Origin of the sequence: Bacillus sp. FF-1 (assembly GCF_028548245.1) — a bacterium.
Classification (GTDB): Bacteria; Bacillota; Bacilli; order Bacillales; family Bacillaceae_G; genus Bacillus_A; species Bacillus_A paranthracis.
Genome location: NZ_JAQQGG010000006.1, coordinates 48,334 through 65,566 on the forward strand (window position 1 = coordinate 48,334; position 17,233 = coordinate 65,566).

Consider the following 17,233-nt stretch of genomic DNA (forward strand, 5'->3'; position numbering starts at 1 on the left):
TATTCTAATTATTTTCAATATATTAATGTTGAGAAATATTAGTTGTATTTTTGAAATAAAATTTTATCAAAAATAGTAACAAATTCATATTTTACAGAGAGCCCGAAAATAGTCTTCTACCAACTATATAAAAGCCCCTTCACCTTAAGGCAAAGGGACTTTCTCATTCCTATTTCAAACTACCCGCAATCTCCGTAAAGATAACTCCAAGCGCATGTGCACCTGCATCTGGATATCCTAAACTTCTTTCACCTACTGTACCGGCGCGGCCCATGCGAGCTACGATTTCTTTCGTGTACTCTGCTCCTTTGACCGCTGCTTCTGCTCCTTTTTCAAAGGCAGTTTTCATGTCTTCTTCGCTTGAAGCGCTAGCTAACCAAGAGTCTACACATGGAGCAAGTGCGTCAACAAGCGTTTTATCACCAACTACCGCTCCTCTGCCGAATGATCTTTCACCGATCGATTGTATGCCTTGCAGTGCTGCTTGCAACATTTCAGCGAATTCTTTCACTGTTAGCTCACGTTTTTCGCCTGCTGCTTTACTAGCTGCGCGGAATGCACCGCCCCAAATTGGACCAGATGCGCCGCCGCAATGTTCCATAATAATCATGGAACAACCGTCAAGGAATGATCCGATCGTTACGTTTTCTTGTTCTACAATCGAATGCCACTCACGTTTTAATTGCTTAAATCCTTTTGCCACACTCATTCCAAAGTCGCCGTCACCTGCATGCGTGTCTAACTCACAGAATGGTACTTCATTTTTAATAATAATATCGCTCATTTTATCAACGAGATAAATCATGTTGTTTAATGTGATGACATTCTCTTTAATCACAGCGTGCTCTTCCGCTGTTTCTAGTTCAAATGAAACTTCCTTCTCTTCTGTCTCTTCAAGCACATTTACGTACTCTACACTTTCAACTGGTCCATCTACTTTAAATGCAGGTGTATTACATTCTTTCGATAGTAATGTTTTTAGCTCGTCATCTAGCTTCATCACTGTTAAAGACATACCAGCCATGTCGATACTCGTCATATAGTTGCCGACGAATACTCTATTGATTTTAATGTTTCTAGCAGCTAATTCTCTCGTAACTGCATTGTTAAATAGGTAAAGTTCTTGCAGTGGTGTTCCGCCAAAACCGTTAACTAGCAGTGCGATTTCCTCGCCGTCTTTTACTCCTAAATCTTTCATTAAATCATTTGTCATACGGTTCGCTAATTCATCAGCCGACAACATTTTTTCACGTTTAATTCCTGGTTCGCCGTGAATACCTACGCCGTATTCCATTTCATCTTCCGCAAGTGTGAAAGTAGGTGATCCGCTCGCTGGAACTGTACAAGAAGTTAACGCTAAACCGATTGTGCGCACGTTAGCAGCTGCTTTTTCTGCGACAGCTTTCACCGCTCCTAAATCCATACCTGCTTCCGCTGCTGCACCGGCAATTTTATGGACTAAAATAACGCCCGCAACGCCGCGGCGCCCTACTGTGTACAGGCTATCTTCTACCGCAATATCATCGTCCACTTTTACGTAATCTACTTCAATTCCATCTTCCGTCGCTAAATGCGCTCCGTTTTTGAAATTCATAATATCGCCGCTGTAATTTTTAATAATTAATAACGTACCTTTTTTACTAGCTGTCTCTTTAATCGCTTGGTATACCTGAATTTGTGAAGGTGACGCAAACACATCTCCGCACACTGCCGCATCTAACATTCCTTTTCCGACTAACCCTGCATGTGCTGGCTCATGACCACTACCGCCGCCACTAATTAATGTTACTTTATTTTCGTTCATTTCTTTCTTCTTAATGACTTTATATTTTTTCAAAAGCTCAAGCTCTGGATGAGCCATAACCATTCCGTTGCACATTTCCATTACTAATGTTTCTGGTTTGTTTATAATCTTTTTCATTGTGATTCTCCCTCAATTCCTTTAATATATTGTGATATATTTGAAATCTTCTTCTTACTATCCATGTTAAAATGAAAGCGTTTTATAGTAAACGGACAAAATGGACAATCTGTCTAAAGACACCGCTCTCATTTATAGATAGGATTTTTATATTACTAACATTCTAGGGATGATTCAGATGACCTCTTCTATAATTTCTAAAAAGATAATTGCGAACTCATTGAAGTATTTAATGGAAACAGAGTCGTTTCATAAAATATCAGTGAGCGATATTATGTTACACTGTCAAATGCGTAGGCAAACTTTTTATTATCATTTTAAAGATAAATTTGAACTATTAAGCTGGATCTATAGAGAAGAAACGAAAGAAAACATTATCGACTTTCTCGACTATGAAACGTGGGAAAATATTTTCGATTTATTATTGGATTACTTTTATGAAAATCAAAAATTTTACCGAAATGCTTTCAAAGTCATTGAACAAAACTCGTTTAATCACTATTTATTTGAGCATACGAAAAACTTATATATGAAAATTATTGATGAACTATCCGTGAGCTGCGGATTCAGCCTTTCTGATGAGACAAAAAATACGATTGCCTCCTTTTATAGTCACGGCTTCGTTGGAACGATAAAAGATTGGATTGAAAGTAAGTGCGAAGTAGATCCTTCCATTATGTCTTCTCTCATGAAAAATATGATAAACAATCAATTACTACTATTACTGGAGCAATCAGCAAAGTAATTAAAGGGTGGCAAAAGCAATGAAAAAGATTATGAATGATGTACAAAATATCGTTCAAGATATGCTGCATGGCTTTTATTTTGAACATAACGACAAAGTAAATTACGACGAAACAAATAACATCATTTATGTAAAAGATATTGAAAAACTAAAGCAAAACGTCGCTATTATAAGCGGAGGTGGTAGCGGACACGAACCAGCTGATATTGGTTATGTAGGAAAAGGAATGCTTACGGCGGCCGTAAACGGCAGCATCTTTACTCCGCCTACAGTGGAACAAATTGTGGCGGCAACTCGCCTCATGCCAAAAGAAAAAAGTATACTATTCATCATAAAAAACTTTAAAGATGACGTAGCTAACTTTTTAGCGGCAGAACAAATCGCAAAAGAAGAAGGAAGACAAATTGACCACATCATCGTAAATGACGACGTTTCAATTGAAGATGATGCTTCTTTTAATAAAAGAAGACGCGGCGTCGCTGGTACTGTTTTCGTTCAAAAAATATTAGGTGCGGCCGCTCTTGAAGGTCATTCTTTAGAAGAACTGACTGCACTCGGCCGTTCTATCACTGAAAACTTACACACATTAGGAGTCGCCCTTTCACCTGCCAACGATCCGGTGAAAGGACAAGCTTCATTCACATTAAACGAAGATGAAGTCTTTTACGGCGTCGGTATTCACGGCGAAAAAGGTTACCGTAAAGAAGCACTATCCTCTTCTGAAATATTAGCGATTGAACTAATGAACAAACTTAAAAGCATTTATCGCTGGAGAAAAGGCGACAACTTCGCCATCCTCATTAATGGACTCGGAGCCACTCCATTAATGGAACAATACATTTTCGCAAACGACATTCGCCGTTTATGTGAGCTGGAAGGATTACAAGTTACATTCGTAAAGGTCGGTACACTGTTAACTTCTTTAGATATGAAAGGTGTTTCACTCAGTTTGCTTAAGGTAGAAGATTTGGATTGGGTGAAGTGGTTGAAGGCGGGTGCTCGAGTGGGTAATTGGTAACTAAAATTATGATGATAAAAGCCTTTAACTATAACGAGTTAAAGGCTTTTTGCAAATTGAAATATCGTACGGGCATTAACAAGAAATTCTTAATTGCCTCACTGAAGGATGACAGGTCTTCCAAATAAAGCTGGATAATAAATTAACATCGCACCTACAAATGAACACACTAAACAAAAAATAGCCTCGTATTTTATGACTAGAGAAGAGTTCGTATCAAGCTTTTTTTCCTCTCTTTTCAATATCAATTTAAATAACGCTGTATATAATACTTTATATAATACATACCCAATAATCGCCCCGAGGGTATTCGTAAATAAATCATCAACATCTGTAATTCTATTATTTAACAATTGATTTAACTCAATTGCTAATGAAAAAAAGAATCCTGTGCATACGGTGTTTTTCATTTTTCTAAACTGCGGCCAAATGGTCGGTAATAAAAAACCTAAAGGCATAAACAGTAAAATATTCAAAAGATACGTAGTACTACCTGCCGTATCAAATAGAGTCAAGTTGATTTGATTTACACGAATCCACGTTTCATATCTACTTATATCCCATACAGTCGCAATCTGCGTCACCTTATACACTAGCGAAAGGTAGAATAGAAAAACATATACCCATAGAAAATGCCGAATAGATATATTGTTTTTCGCTTTAAAATAAAATCCAATTTGAAATAAAATACAAAACATAATTGTAAAAAAATAAGTATACAAATAACTCATTAAAACTCCTGTATGCATGTGGAATCCCCTAACTTTACATTTTCATCTATTATTTAGAACATAGTTTAAGAATCGGTACTTTGTTCATATATTTAATCTTCTACTTTGTCTTCGAATATCGGGAATATATGAAAAATAAAAATCCCCACTTCTTCATTTTCAGTCTCCTCCTTGATGTAACTTGTTTATAGGATAGGAGAAACTTTTAAAATAAAAAGTGGGGTAAATATAAAATTTTTCTTAAATTTTATGTTGGGTTTTATTATTACTCTCGTTAGGAATCCGCTATTCGTTGTTAGATAGCAACATGCTTACACCTATAAAAACATTGAACTACTGAAAAATTCTGCCCTCAATATGACAGCAGATTCACATCAAAAATGTAAATCCTCCTTTTCCTCGTATTTTCCTTTATTCAGTCTTTGTCTTATAAATAATTCTGCGATAATTAAATTAGGTACCCACGCTAACCAAGCAATAACCGCGTAACTAAGTTCAAACTGCTCTATTCCAAATAGAACGATAAACAACGGTAGCCAAATTCTTAATGTAACTGCCGCAAAGGTTAAAGAGTAATTTCTGATCATCCAATTTCGATGGTCTTTCATTTTTTTATTCTTAACCCTATGTAATGCTTGATATGCTGATGTTAGCCAAAATACGGATAACAAACCGAAACCTAGCTTCGCTACCAATCCCCCCGTAGCATAAAAGGACAGGTACAGTCCAGAAATGCCTCCTAATAATATACCAACCATATAGATTCTCCCAGCTATTCGATGACGGTTGATATTCCTTTCTCTAAATTTAGTAGATAATGTAAACGGACCAATTATTAATGCTACTATACTCGTTGTAATATGTATAAATAGCATCATATACCAGAACTCACTTAATTTAGATCCATACATAAGTTTCGCTTTTACAAGCCCTGTTTGAAATCCATCCATAATAGAATATTGGACAACAATATAACCAGATACTAAAAGAGCAAAACAAGTAAATACATACCAAATTTTCCTGTTCAAATTTCACTGCCTCCCTATTACATTCATGGAAATTAGATTATACGTTACTGTTCATTCTTGTAAAAAATAGAAAATCCTTCTAGACAAATGAAATACCTCCGAAAAAGGGACATGTAATAGATTAAGATTTCAAAAATAATGAATATATATGTTATATTGTTAAAGGTACTGAAATGGGAATTTTTCTAATGGATATGTTGCAACAAGTAATAGATACATTTAAAATGAGCAAACTTTTTATATAATAAAAAAACCTCAAGTATATCATTCTATACTTGAGAGTTTACTCATCTATTCCTCCGCATCTCTCATACTGTAATACCCCAAATTAATAATAACCAAAAAATACCCAACCATAATTCCCCCAGCAAATGTCCACATGTACTCACGGTGTTCAATTTCATACATAATAATTGCGCCAAGTATTGCGGCTGCAAACCGATTCATCATGCCAAGCATCGGTGCTTTTTCTTTTTTTACAATGCTATTTCCAAATTTTTCGATACGTCTTCCTAAAATCCAGGCGCAGTACATACTAACTAAAAGGCCAATGCTTATTCCTACGAACTGGGCTGAAAAAGGTGTCATCCACCATCCCAGTAACATCACGCCTAGCAAACAATACATTTGTATGTTAAATGATCTTAATGCCATACGAATCATGTTCTGCTCCTTACCTTTCCTATTACTCCCATCTTTCGGACTTCAAGCTTTCCGATATATCTTTTTTAAAATGAGGAAATTTGATTTTACTCACCATTAAATACGCGAGTACGCATGTGCCAAACGCTACGGAAACTGGATTATTCAAAAAGCATAAAATGAGGAGACACATGGCTGCGAATGGAATTGGCATTCCGATGAATGTCGGGAGTTTGCTTTGCTGCGTGTTAAATCTCGCAAGCCGAAGCATTCCGCACACACTATAAGCAAGCGCACATATCATCCCGATAGACTGTAAATCTTTTAACACGACAGTATATGCAAGAATAGATGGTGCCACACCAAAGGTAACTAAATCCGCAAAGTAGTCTAGCTCTCCGCCAATTTCTGAAACAGAACCGAGTTTCCGAGCAACCATGCCATCAAACAAATCAAATACCATACCTGTAATAATGAACATGACTGCCCTATATATATCTTGAAAGAAAACAGAATAAATGGCCAATATCCCACACATAAAATTCGCTATCGTCATCATATTTGGTATGTAACTCATCACATGCTTCTCCTCCTTTCTACTCATTGCTTCATCTAGATTCTTACTCATTACAATCAAGATCCTTCTGTTTTTCTTCCAATATCACATTATTTATTTTCTTTAACGTATCCGTCATTTGCTCTAAAGCATTTATATCGATTTTAGAAAAATACTTCTCAATTAATACATCATCTAACTTAGACAACTGCTCCATATACTTACTACCGTTTGGACCAAGTGTAAGGAAATACTCCCTTTTATTATTAGGATTTACTTGTTTTGAAATCATCTTCTGCTTTTCCAATTTCGATAAAACTTGACTCACAGCGCTTTTCGATATATTAAAAGTAGTCGCAATGTGATTCGCTGTCGTGTTTTCATTTAAATGAATATGAAATAACATACTCTCTTGCTGGCCTGTAAGACCATACTCATCTTTCAACTCCTGAAATAGTAAAATGTAGAATTCATTATAGGCTCGGTTCATTTCATTAATTATTTCTTTATACGTTCTAGTCATAGCACTCTTCCTCCATGCTGTTATTTTGTTTAATAGTTAAGTTCACTTAACTTAACTATATTATACCGTTATGCTTGTGTAAAGGGAAATCAATTTCCATACTTAAAAAAAGAAGACATCCATTAAGATGTCTCCTTTTCATACGTAAAGCTCTAAACTTTCACTATTCTTCTCAATTACATCTTTATACAAGCAAAAGTGTTTCTCTCACCTCAACTTATATATTAGACAATATATAAGTTTTATGTTGTAAACTACTAACCGTTAATTAACTGTTGCTTAAATTCATCTAAAACTCTCTTTCTCTCTTCATAATCTTCCGTATCGGCTTCTTCCCAAAGCTCAAGGTCAGCCCCACGTTCAATTAATGCAATTGCCTTGTTACGAACTTCTTCTTGAAGACAACCTTTCTCCAATTGTATTGCCGCAAGACCAATATATACTAAAGATATTTCTTCTAACTCTTCCTCTATATCAAACTCATCTACATACTCTTCTAAAATGAACTTAGTTGCTTCTTCCGCACTATTACCCTCTTCTATATACTCAATAAATTGATCTTTCACATCACAAGTCGTGTCATCATCAAATAATCCAGTTCCCCAAGCGCCCATATGCCACAGCTCCTTCTTTGTGCTTTTTTCATTTCTATTTCAATCTTAAATATAATAAAAATTCATTACAAGACTAGTTATATACATCGTTATATTTTACAATTACTATAGGCAATAAATATCTTTCACTACATGTACCATTCTGAATAATCAAACATAACCATCGATAAAATTCCATATAGACCCAGTAATGGTTAAAATGTTATAATGAAATCACCCTACATAGTTACTCATATTTAACTTGAGGAACTAGCGTCTTATTAAGCAATGCGCATAAATCAAATAAAAAAGACACTTTTTACAGTGTCTTTTTTATTTATATTCTCATCGAAAATATCTCTTTTATACACAAAATCTAGCAAATGAAAAAGGAGACTATCATATGGAGCATCCTCTAGCAAGAGAATTACGTAACATACGTATATGCCTTATCATCTTAATTATCGTCATCGCATTTTGGGACCGTGAGAAACCTGTAGAAATCACTGACCATAGTAGCGATCCTATGTTAAACACTAGTAATATGACCCAAATTGGCGATCATACATTTGCCTATAAAGATGAATCTAATCAAATTAAAATATTTAAGTTTAACCCAGATACAAATGAAATAAAGCTAATAAAAGAATTTTACGCTAACGAATATGAATGAAATAAATGGGACGGAAGGCACCTCAAGGTGTCTTTTTTTATTTTCAAAAGGACCTACTCACATTCAGGCGTCAAACATAAAGTAAATGGAATCCGTTAAAAAACACGAGTGACCCTTTGTTTTCCCCTCTTATTAAAGGAGGAACTATTATGGGATTTGGTGGTAGTTGCGGCGGAGGCTGCGGTTTTGCTGGAGGATTTGCATTATTAGTTGTATTGTTTATTTTATTAATCATCGTTGGAGCTGCTTGCTTCTGCTAAACAAACTATTGGAAAAGACACTCTTATATGGGTGTCTTTTCTTTATGTAAAAAAACCACCTATTTTCATAAGTGGCATTAACGATGCAACATTGTATACTAACCTTCAATCTCTTCAATTGTTCCATCCATATGATGAACAAAAGCTTTAATCTTTGGATCAATTGGAGACAAATTAACATTTGGAATAACATTAAAGTCCGATTGTCCGCATTCACAACCATTTGAATTACATTTAGTAATAGATAAATTCGCATCTGGAATAGCAGCTGCCAATAAAGTAATAGAAATAGCCATACCACCCACATTAACTCCAGTAAAAGTAAAATATGCAAAATTAATATTACCTAATCGCTTAATCAAAAATACAGTAAATGCTCCTTCATAAAAGAGGCCGCTAAGTATAAATTCAGCTAGCCCACTAGCGAATAACGCTGTTCCACCTACAATAGAAGCACATTTTGGTGGAGAAATAGAAGTAGACTTTAATATTACGCTCCCACTTTGAACAAACACACTGCTATCCTTAACTTTACAATCAGGACAAATATTAACTGTTATTCGGTTTGTAGCTGTAGCAAAATAATTAACGACTCCCTTACACTCGCATGAAGAATCGCAGGTTTCTTTCTCACAACATTTATGTTCTTTTTGCGAATTACATTTTTCCTCTTCTTTCTCGCAACATTTATGTTCCTTTTGCGAATTACATTTTTCCTCTTCTTTCTCGCAACATTTATGTTCCTTTTGCGAATTACATTTTTCCTCTTCTTTCTCACTACATTTATGTTCTTTGTGTGAATTGCATTTTTTCTTTTCTTTATAACAATTAAAATCAGGACCGTGTTTTTTCACCATTTAATATTCTCCCCTCAATAATAACTACACTTTTTATCAACTCACACATATAATATTCTCCAGTATAAATACTGCTTGTACAAATTATAAAAAAAGGTAGTAGTCTACTAAAAAAAGAGATAACAATAGCAAAGTGTAGATTTAAGTAATATTTGGATAGGAGTCCAATACATATTATTAAAATTAAAGTGGTTTTCCTCTATATAGCAACAACAATTAACCCAATACCAGTTACTCTAGTATTGGGCCTTATATTTTTATACTTTAAATTTATTGGTATTTTAATGGATCCTTCTTATCGTATGTACCATTTTCCTGATCTTCTTTTATTTTTTCTTCTCTTTCTGATGTTCTTCATAAGTTTGCCATTCATTTTCTATTGTAGAATCATCTTTATTATCCGGTAAGACGCCTTCAATTTTTTGCTGTAGTGGTTTATAATAATTTTAATTTAAATATATAAATATAATGATTTTAAAACAATAAAATGTAATGACTGTGGAAATTCCATATCTGCAAACGCCGAGATTTGCGTACACTGTGGATCAACAAGACCTCATAGTGATTTCGATTTTATATTCGATTTAGTATCTGCCGGGGTATTTTTAGTAGGAAGAGCACTACAATTGAGTCCATTAATAATTCTTGGCGCTTTTTTAGAATATATAGTTTTTAAAGAGATAAAATATAGCTGGATATTTTGGACGAGTAGTGCCATTCTCTTTTTCATTTATTTTAAATATAGAAAAATATCCGTATTTTTATTCCCTATTATTCTTGGCATCATGATATGCTTTATGAGTATACTTTATGGATTTTTGATAGGTTTTGTCCTGCTCTTAGTTAACTACTATTACTATAAAAAAACACAGTAACCAGATATATAGTTGATACTCTAAAATAAAAAACACTCTTAATGAGTGTTTTTTATTTTAGAGGGACATGCACACCCCAATCAAACTGAGATAAGTTTATATACCCAAACAGGGATTTTATGATTATAAAAGATGTTAATATTTATCTGAAATCTTTATAAACTAAAAAGTATGAGAATCCGATACTTTAGCCATAATTACGACTAAAGGATTTTTTTTATGAAAATTAAAACATAGCAAAAACGGGATACTTACTCAAATTGTTTTTCACCTTATTAATTATATCCAAAAAGTTGGATAGCTTCTTTTACTACTCATGTTATTAATGAATAAAGCAATAACTACAATAACAAGGGAACCAACTAAAACTGGTGTTACTAAATAACTCCAACTGTATGCCCCTAAAATAACGATAATTGGATCAGCCCCTGCCGGAGGATGCGTTGTTCTCGTTAACATCATAACGGCTATTGCCATCCCCACTGCTAAAGCTATCGTCCAATATTCATTCCCAAACAAATGATATATTGATAGACCAATGAAAGTTGAAATCAAATGTCCTCCAATAATATTACGTGGCTGTGATAACGGTGCATTCCAAACTCCAAACGCTAATACACAACTCGCCCCAAATGGAGCCATTAACAATTCTGTAGAAGTTATACTCGTTAAATATGTTAAGGTGAGAATTGTTAAAAATCCCCCTAATAGTCCCGTCAAAGAGTCCTTTATGTTTACTTGTAACGGACTTCTTCCTTTCCCTTTCATTTTTGCAAAATATCGTACACTTATTGGTGGAGCCTCTTTCTGCTTAGCTGCTGTTATATGATTCATCATTCTCCTCCTTTATTTACCAATAATTATATTTCAAACAAACTAACTGGTCAATATTAATTTTAGGGGTTAGTTTGAAAATGCATAAAAAAAGATCAACTGCTATAAGTTGATCCCTAAACTTCCTCACATTTTCGATCCTGGAATTTTGCTACCTTTTTTCGGTTCCCACATATTTTCATAGAACACCATTTTCGTTTCCCACTTTTATCTATAAATAATAAAACACAGTCGGGATTTGAACACCTTTTAAGAGAAATAAGCTTATTTTCTGTTATTAAGGTTAAAGCATCAAATGCAATTATCGATACAAGTACATCCTCAACTTCCCCAACTGGGACAGGTACTAGACGCTGTTCAATGACTTTATATGTAAAGGGTGCCTTCTCAATTTGTTTTTCTAAATACGTAATAAAATCATTAGAAATTTCGTGCTGATCAGCAATTGCCTCAAACTGTTTTCTCAGTACTTCTCTTGCCTCTAATATGCTAGATGTAACTTGATCCATTCGTTCTTGAATTCCTATAAGTGTTTTTTCATTCCAAAAAGGAAGATTAACCTTTATTACATATAGCCATTCTAATACATCTTCATCCGTTATTAATAAATCATAACGTTGTCCACGCCTAACTAACTCTGTATTCACTAAATCTAATGAGAGATTTCCACATATAAGCGGGAATTGTTTTGTTTCCTGCATGTACTCATCACCTACTCTTTAAATAATCATATTCCAAATTCATACAGAAGTACAACTTTTTTATTAACTGTAAAGTATGAAGATCAAAGCCTTTAGCCATAATTACGACTAAAGGCTTTTTTCTATATAACTAAAAAGGAGCTAACTGTATGGAACATAATAAAAATGGAATGCTTGCTTTAATGGTTTTATTTGTAGGACTCGCATTTTTTGTTTTCGGTATGGTTTATCATTTGTGGGGCACGGTTTAAAAATAAATAATAATCCATTTAAGAAAAAGTACTCGTATGAGTACTTTTTTTAAAATGTCATGTAAAAACATTCTAAACTTACTTACATGCATACAATCACCAATGATAGTTATATAATTGAGAAGGTTGTAAATTATCAATCTATTACAACGTGATTTGGAAAGGAGCTAAAATCTGAAAATGTTAGAAATCATTTTTGTTGCTGTATTACTTTTATCTAGCATCACTCTCATTTTTATCGAACGTGGTTTAACGAAAAAAAATGTAGCCATTTTACTGATCAATTATGCATTCTTATTTGCCACCATCATTGTAACTGGTGCAAACTGGCGTATGATCCCCGCCTATTTCTTATTGTTCGTTTTAACATTACAAGTTTTTTTGAAACCAAAAACTACAGCTGTTTCTAAAAAGTTAGTGATGAAAGTTTTAAAAGGTTTAGGAATTATCGTAACTGCTATCGCAATGTTTACATTACCTTTACTTTTTCCGATCATAACACTCCCTGAGCCTACTGGAAAATATACAGTAGGAACGAAAGCTTTTCATTTAATTGATAAAAATCGAAAAGAAACCACTGTACCAAATAATCATAGAAATCGTGAGTTAATGATACAAGTATATTATCCTGCCGAAAAAGGATCAGGGAACCCTTCTACCTATTTTGAGAACATAAACGAGCTGGCTGAACAATTGGCAGTAACAAACGGTGCTCCGTATATCGTAACGACACATTTAGGGCTGACAAAAACACATTCTTATCAAGATGCTAAGCCACTTCAAGCTAAAGAAAAATTCCCCCTCCTTTTATTCGGCCATGGGATGGGATTATATGGTCAACAAAATACATTCCAGTTAGAGGAATTAGCTAGTCAAGGCTATGTAGTAATCGCTCTTAATTTCACAGGATACGCAGCAACAACGATTTTCCCTAACGGAAACCGTGTAGACTCTATACCAATTGAAAATACACCTACGGCCTTAAATACGATAGTTCAAAAATGGGAACAGGATACTACTTTTGTTTTAAACGAAGTAATAGAAGGTAATTTCGATAAAAGTTTTAAAACGATCGCAGACTTAATTAACTATGACAAAATTGGAATGTTCGGTCACTCTTTTGGCGGAGCAACTTCCGCACAAATGTTAGTAAAGGATACGCGTATTAAAGCTGCAATTGATATGGATGGCGGATTGTTTGGCGATCCAATGCCTAAAGACGGTCCTCAGAAACCATTCATGTTGATGAATGCTGAGGCTACGATTCATTTTATGAAAGAGGCTAAGAATCAAAAGATAACCGGAATCCAAAATGAATTATTGGAAATAGTTTATTTAAGAAATAAAACGATTGAAAAACCGGGCGTGTACACAGTGGTAATTCCAAAAACAAACCATACTAGTTTTACAGATTTAGCAGCATTTTCACCTATTATTAACGAACCAGACGAAGATGTAGCTGCAAATTATACACTCATTAATAAACTAGTAACTAGCTTCTTTGATCAAAATTTAAAAGGAATAAACGAAAATCATTTAGAAGACATTCAGAAGCAATATCCTGAACTTCAGCTCATTAAACACTAATAATTATTCATTTACCTAGTCATGTAGCCCCTCACTATACTTGAGGGGTTTCCCCTTTAAAACAATTATAAAAAAGGCCCCATTACTGGGGCGCTCAAAAAATAATATAAGTAAATGAATTAAAACAAATAACAGACAACTAAAATATATAACATAAAAATTTTATAATCTATATATATGCAATATTACATGTAAAATTTCATTATTACATGCTATACTAAAATAGGAGTCGACAATCGTTATTTTCTTCTTAGTTTTAAAGCAATATGGATATATACCTTCTTATCGCATTTGGATTGTACAAGCAAAAGAAGACATCTTAATTGATGTCTTCTTTTCTTATATTTTTATGAATTCCTTTGAGCAGATGCTCTCCAAGCACGAAAAGATGTTGGGTGTCCAGAATGAGCTCTTTGCTTTGCAGCAGCAACAGCTGGTTTTTCTTCAATAGTCTTTGGTTTTTCTTCCACAATCAATGATTTTTCTTCAAGAGTATTCACAGCTGTTTGCATTTTTTCCAGCTGTTCTTTTAAAGCTTGCTATTCAATCTTTAAATCTGTAAGTAAACGTAAAATCATTTCAGAATTAGCCATAAAGATCCTCCTTCCCCCAATACACAGAATAAAATAGAATATGTCATCAGCGGAATAACGGTGACAAAAATAAGATCGTCAACTCTCTTAAAATCTAAGCACCTTTATTTTTCAAAAGGACCTGCTCAAGATTATCCGTAAAAACATAAAGTGAATTAAATCCATTAATTAATGGTCTTTATGGAAGGAGGAGTTAATATGGGCTATGGCGGTAGTTGTGGTGGAGGCTGCGGTTTCGGCGGCGGTTTCGCTTTACTTGTTGTACTCTTTATCTTATTAATCATCGTTGGCGCTAGCTGTTGGGGCGGCGGATTCGGCTGCTAAGGGGAGGCACTCTTGAGAGTGTCTTTTTTTTTATATTTTTGGATGTACAGCCCATACCTTCTGTAGAATGTGGAACAGATAGATAAGAATCTTTCGTATTTTTCCGCCTAAATAATGCAACTCGATATAATTGATAATTCTAAAAATTAAACCTGTTGATATGGTTAATTTTTCTATATTTGTTATAATTATTTTATATAAATAAATTGGAGGTGAATAAATAATGATACTATTATTACCTATACTGTTATTATTCTTATTAATAATCCTTGTTAAAATTTCTAAAATGGTGAGTAGAACCGTAGCTGTTTTAGTTGATTTTTTATTTTTAGGAGGATTCGCTGCTTATTCATTACATAAGTCTGTATCGGTAACAATAGCAAGTGGATACGCCATTTATTTTTGGGATATTTTATTTTTCATCGTTTCCTGTGTTCTATATTACATTGTTTTAAATTATCTAGTTATTAACTTTCCTAGACTAGCCGCATTAATTAATTACATTATTGCTTGGATTGGAACATTTTTAGTGTATGCCACAATCTGTATTATCTTGATAGGAAATTTACCGCAGTTATTAAATAATAAGTTTTTCAGTGAGCTTACTAATATTATTATTATTTCTATACTTGCAATCATAACATTCAATGTTAGAAAAACTATGTTTGCCAACAAAGAGAGAAATGAAGAAGTTTATTAGTTTATGATTAACTACATATCATAGCGCGATAATAAAAAGGCATACTAAGGTGCCTTTTTTATTTATTTGAATTAGATTAATCCATAACCTTCTTATGTACTTGGAAATCCTAGTCATTGAGAATAAACAAGTAGATAGAATTTCACCAGATAAGGAAGTATTTCTATTTCTTGTTTACCTATCCATTTTTATTATAAGTGCTATTTCCCCAGTTACATGGGATGCATCCATAGTTGTACATCCAATCGCTTCCATACCAATTCTGTTGTACAATTCATTTTAAATATCCTCCGCTTCCTTCATTTCATTCCCATTTGCGCTTTACTCGTAGCAAATTTTCTTCCCCTTTTTTTCAGTACATATCACATTAAAATTGACATAACACTTCACGCACCATATACTGTTAACAACAGTATACTGTCATTAACAGTATAAATCCTAATTCATTCTAGGAGGAAAACCCATGAAACATACAGGAAGACATACAGGTGCATTTCTTTTGTTATTTTTAGCTGAGGGCGATAACTACGGCGGGCAATTACTGCAAAAGTGCGAGGAAGAACTTCCCGTCAATCCAATCGATAGTGCCATTTTATATCGCACACTAAAAAAATTAGAAAACGAAGGTGCAATTGAATCTTATGTAAGTACAGATCATCAAGACAAACCGAGAAAGATGTACAAAATTACGTCTGCTGGAAAAGAACAACTGGCAGATTTTCAAATGGATATTGAAGAAAAAATGAAGAACTTATCCTTTTTCCTGGGTAAATATAAAGACTTACAGGAATCCGATCATGATTAACGGCGTGATTCTTTACACGTTAGCCATTATTCTTACTGGGATTTCTTTTATGAAGGACCGCAAGAAAACGAAAGATGCTCTAATGAAGTCGTGGAAAATGTTTCGTAACCTTCTCCCTGCGATGCTCTCCATCATGCTTTTCGTTGGCTTATCGCTTTCTATATTAACGCCGTCCTTTATTTCTTCTATCATTGGAGAACAGTCCGGATTGTTAGGTATTATGTATTCAGCAATACTCGGCTCCGTTGCACTTATTCCAAGCTTTGTCGTATTCCCTCTTGGAAATACATTAGTCCAACACGGTGCAGGCCTACCTCAAGTTGCGGCACTTATATCTACACTCATGTCAGTAGGACTTACAACTTTACCGATGGAACAAAAGATATTTGGGCGAAGCTTTGCTTACGCACGTAATGCAGCCGCTTTGCTCATGTCTCTTCTATTCTCCTATATCATTTGGATGGTGATGGTATGAAAGAATTAAAAAGATATCGCTTCTTTTTCGTCTTACTACTCGGGCTCTTTGTATTAACTTTTATAAATCAATCTTTAGGGTGGAGTGCATTACAACTAACAGGGAATAGCATTTTAGATATGCTGTTTCTCCTCCCCCCTGTCTTACTATTTGTAGGGCTACTTGATCAGTGGGTGAAAAAAGAAACGCTCATGAAATATATGGGTGAAAAATCAGGTATATACGGAATCTTATTTTCTCTATTATTAGGAGGCATTGCAGCTGGTCCTCTCTACGTCGCCTTCCCAATTGCAGCACTATTATTAAAAAAAGGTGCAAGCATTCGGTACATCGTATTTTTCTTAGGCGTTTGGACAACTGCGAAATTGCCAATTCTCGTGTATGAATTTTCTTCATTTGGAGCTACTTTTACACTCATTCATATTTGCTTTGGGCTAGTATTCTTCTATGTAATGGGGCTTATTTTTGAGAGGTTTTATAATCAGGAAGAGTTGCTAAGGTATGATGTTACGGAGGAAATGTAAAAGACATCTTTAATCAT

20 protein-coding genes and 1 pseudogene are annotated in these 17,233 nt (G+C 34.3%); 10 read left to right on the plus strand and 11 right to left on the minus strand.

All coding sequences use genetic code 11. From position 1 onward, the window contains the following. Positions 1–169: 169 nt before the first annotated feature. Positions 170–1,921 (minus strand): dihydroxyacetone kinase subunit DhaK, encoded by a 1,752-nt coding sequence (gene dhaK / locus PQF83_RS19500; protein ID WP_000720725.1) that lies wholly within the window; start codon positions 1,919–1,921, stop codon positions 170–172. Positions 1,922–2,099: 178 nt separating this feature from the next. On the opposite strand from dhaK, the gene dhaS reads away from it, so the two are divergent. Beyond that, entirely contained in the window at positions 2,100–2,666 is a 567-nt protein-coding gene (dhaS, locus tag PQF83_RS19505; RefSeq protein ID WP_000204230.1) for a dihydroxyacetone kinase transcriptional activator DhaS, read from the plus strand. Positions 2,667–2,685: 19 nt separating this feature from the next. Beyond that, the gene (gene dhaQ / locus PQF83_RS19510; RefSeq protein ID WP_000723358.1) at positions 2,686–3,684 is read left to right on the plus strand and encodes a DhaKLM operon coactivator DhaQ; all 999 of its coding nucleotides are present in this window, start codon (positions 2,686–2,688) and stop codon (positions 3,682–3,684) included. Between the two features lie 98 nt (positions 3,685–3,782). On the opposite strand, the gene PQF83_RS19515 is transcribed toward dhaQ, so the two are convergent. From PQF83_RS19515 to PQF83_RS19540, 6 genes are all read right to left on the minus strand, one after another. Continuing rightward, positions 3,783–4,433 carry a VanZ family protein gene (locus tag PQF83_RS19515; protein WP_000556862.1) on the minus strand — a complete coding sequence of 217 codons (651 nt, stop codon included), beginning with the start codon at positions 4,431–4,433 and terminating at the stop codon, positions 3,783–3,785. Positions 4,434–4,789: 356 nt separating this feature from the next. Then, a complete protein-coding gene (locus tag PQF83_RS19520) occupies positions 4,790–5,443 on the minus strand; it encodes a DUF2306 domain-containing protein (protein WP_001080312.1) in 654 nt (217 codons plus the stop codon). Between the two features lie 291 nt (positions 5,444–5,734). After that, the gene (locus PQF83_RS19525; protein ID WP_000620617.1) at positions 5,735–6,106 is read right to left on the minus strand and encodes an ATP synthase subunit I; all 372 of its coding nucleotides are present in this window, start codon (positions 6,104–6,106) and stop codon (positions 5,735–5,737) included. 22 nt (positions 6,107–6,128) lie between these two features. Continuing rightward, positions 6,129–6,713, minus strand: coding sequence for a CDP-diacylglycerol--serine O-phosphatidyltransferase (pssA, locus tag PQF83_RS19530; RefSeq protein WP_000042029.1), 585 nt, complete (start codon positions 6,711–6,713; stop codon positions 6,129–6,131). Next, positions 6,706–7,164: a MarR family winged helix-turn-helix transcriptional regulator gene (locus PQF83_RS19535; RefSeq protein ID WP_000198935.1), complete on the minus strand. Its 459-nt coding sequence runs from the start codon at positions 7,162–7,164 to the stop codon at positions 6,706–6,708. Before PQF83_RS19535 ends, pssA begins: the two co-directional genes overlap by 8 nt. A 257-nt stretch (positions 7,165–7,421) precedes the next feature. Then, on the minus strand, positions 7,422–7,778 hold the full coding sequence (locus PQF83_RS19540) for a hypothetical protein (RefSeq protein ID WP_000501489.1): 357 nt from the start codon (positions 7,776–7,778) through the stop codon (positions 7,422–7,424). A 382-nt stretch (positions 7,779–8,160) separates the two neighbouring features. Between PQF83_RS19540 and PQF83_RS19545 the strand changes: the two genes are divergently transcribed. Together PQF83_RS19545 and PQF83_RS19550 are read left to right on the plus strand one after the other, a co-directional pair. Next, entirely contained in the window at positions 8,161–8,430 is a 270-nt protein-coding gene (locus PQF83_RS19545) for a YmzC family protein (protein ID WP_000400947.1), read from the plus strand. 149 nt (positions 8,431–8,579) lie between these two features. Further along, the gene (locus PQF83_RS19550) at positions 8,580–8,690 is read left to right on the plus strand and encodes a YjcZ family sporulation protein (protein WP_000505679.1); all 111 of its coding nucleotides are present in this window, start codon (positions 8,580–8,582) and stop codon (positions 8,688–8,690) included. Positions 8,691–8,788: 98 nt separating this feature from the next. Here the strand turns inward: PQF83_RS19550 and PQF83_RS19555 are convergent, their stop codons facing one another. The 3 genes from PQF83_RS19555 to PQF83_RS19565 form a co-directional block, all read right to left on the minus strand. Further along, entirely contained in the window at positions 8,789–9,544 is a 756-nt protein-coding gene (locus tag PQF83_RS19555) for a hypothetical protein (RefSeq protein WP_272792309.1), read from the minus strand. Positions 9,545–10,701: 1,157 nt separating this feature from the next. Continuing rightward, a complete protein-coding gene (locus PQF83_RS19560; protein WP_001015678.1) occupies positions 10,702–11,256 on the minus strand; it encodes an HPP family protein in 555 nt (184 codons plus the stop codon). Positions 11,257–11,372: 116 nt separating this feature from the next. Next, positions 11,373–11,957 (minus strand): CGNR zinc finger domain-containing protein, encoded by a 585-nt coding sequence (locus PQF83_RS19565; protein ID WP_001158426.1) that lies wholly within the window; start codon positions 11,955–11,957, stop codon positions 11,373–11,375. 431 nt (positions 11,958–12,388) lie between these two features. Between PQF83_RS19565 and PQF83_RS19570 the strand changes: the two genes are divergently transcribed. After that, a complete protein-coding gene (locus tag PQF83_RS19570; RefSeq protein ID WP_000889707.1) occupies positions 12,389–13,795 on the plus strand; it encodes an alpha/beta hydrolase family protein in 1,407 nt (468 codons plus the stop codon). Between the two features lie 347 nt (positions 13,796–14,142). Here PQF83_RS19570 and PQF83_RS19575 read toward each other — a convergent pair. Next, positions 14,143–14,388: pseudogene (locus PQF83_RS19575) on the minus strand (hypothetical protein). A 198-nt stretch (positions 14,389–14,586) separates the two neighbouring features. Here PQF83_RS19575 and PQF83_RS19580 point away from each other — a divergent pair. The 5 genes from PQF83_RS19580 (at position 14,587) to PQF83_RS19600 (ending at position 17,216) form a co-directional block, all read left to right on the plus strand. Continuing rightward, complete coding sequence (locus PQF83_RS19580; protein WP_000540377.1) at positions 14,587–14,712, plus strand: YjcZ family sporulation protein; 126 nt, start codon at positions 14,587–14,589, stop codon at positions 14,710–14,712. Between the two features lie 223 nt (positions 14,713–14,935). After that, a complete protein-coding gene (locus PQF83_RS19585) occupies positions 14,936–15,412 on the plus strand; it encodes a hypothetical protein (protein WP_000601993.1) in 477 nt (158 codons plus the stop codon). 463 nt (positions 15,413–15,875) lie between these two features. Further along, on the plus strand, positions 15,876–16,217 hold the full coding sequence (locus PQF83_RS19590) for a PadR family transcriptional regulator (RefSeq protein ID WP_000683193.1): 342 nt from the start codon (positions 15,876–15,878) through the stop codon (positions 16,215–16,217). Continuing rightward, positions 16,210–16,692 (plus strand): hypothetical protein, encoded by a 483-nt coding sequence (locus tag PQF83_RS19595; protein WP_000606986.1) that lies wholly within the window; start codon positions 16,210–16,212, stop codon positions 16,690–16,692. Before PQF83_RS19590 ends, PQF83_RS19595 begins: the two co-directional genes overlap by 8 nt. Further along, the gene (locus PQF83_RS19600; protein ID WP_000661324.1) at positions 16,689–17,216 is read left to right on the plus strand and encodes a permease; all 528 of its coding nucleotides are present in this window, start codon (positions 16,689–16,691) and stop codon (positions 17,214–17,216) included. Before PQF83_RS19595 ends, PQF83_RS19600 begins: the two co-directional genes overlap by 4 nt. Positions 17,217–17,233: the final 17 nt, after the last annotated feature.

Coding starts and splice junctions, on each gene's coding strand:
- dhaS (WP_000204230.1), top strand. CDS start 2,100: ATGACCTCTTCTATAATTTCTAAAAAGATAATTGCGAACTCATTGAAG.
- PQF83_RS19515 (WP_000556862.1), bottom strand. CDS start 4,433: ATGCATACAGGAGTTTTAATGAGTTATTTGTATACTTATTTTTTTACA.
- PQF83_RS19545 (WP_000400947.1), top strand. CDS start 8,161: ATGGAGCATCCTCTAGCAAGAGAATTACGTAACATACGTATATGCCTT.
- PQF83_RS19535 (WP_000198935.1), bottom strand. CDS start 7,164: ATGACTAGAACGTATAAAGAAATAATTAATGAAATGAACCGAGCCTAT.
- PQF83_RS19570 (WP_000889707.1), top strand. CDS start 12,389: ATGTTAGAAATCATTTTTGTTGCTGTATTACTTTTATCTAGCATCACT.
- PQF83_RS19580 (WP_000540377.1), top strand. CDS start 14,587: ATGGGCTATGGCGGTAGTTGTGGTGGAGGCTGCGGTTTCGGCGGCGGT.
- PQF83_RS19565 (WP_001158426.1), bottom strand. CDS start 11,957: ATGCAGGAAACAAAACAATTCCCGCTTATATGTGGAAATCTCTCATTA.
- pssA (WP_000042029.1), bottom strand. CDS start 6,713: ATGAGTAAGAATCTAGATGAAGCAATGAGTAGAAAGGAGGAGAAGCAT.
- PQF83_RS19540 (WP_000501489.1), bottom strand. CDS start 7,778: ATGGGCGCTTGGGGAACTGGATTATTTGATGATGACACGACTTGTGAT.
- dhaQ (WP_000723358.1), top strand. CDS start 2,686: ATGAAAAAGATTATGAATGATGTACAAAATATCGTTCAAGATATGCTG.
- PQF83_RS19595 (WP_000606986.1), top strand. CDS start 16,210: ATGATTAACGGCGTGATTCTTTACACGTTAGCCATTATTCTTACTGGG.
- PQF83_RS19585 (WP_000601993.1), top strand. CDS start 14,936: ATGATACTATTATTACCTATACTGTTATTATTCTTATTAATAATCCTT.
- PQF83_RS19560 (WP_001015678.1), bottom strand. CDS start 11,256: ATGAATCATATAACAGCAGCTAAGCAGAAAGAGGCTCCACCAATAAGT.
- PQF83_RS19590 (WP_000683193.1), top strand. CDS start 15,876: ATGAAACATACAGGAAGACATACAGGTGCATTTCTTTTGTTATTTTTA.
- PQF83_RS19600 (WP_000661324.1), top strand. CDS start 16,689: ATGAAAGAATTAAAAAGATATCGCTTCTTTTTCGTCTTACTACTCGGG.
- dhaK (WP_000720725.1), bottom strand. CDS start 1,921: ATGAAAAAGATTATAAACAAACCAGAAACATTAGTAATGGAAATGTGC.
- PQF83_RS19525 (WP_000620617.1), bottom strand. CDS start 6,106: ATGATTCGTATGGCATTAAGATCATTTAACATACAAATGTATTGTTTG.
- PQF83_RS19550 (WP_000505679.1), top strand. CDS start 8,580: ATGGGATTTGGTGGTAGTTGCGGCGGAGGCTGCGGTTTTGCTGGAGGA.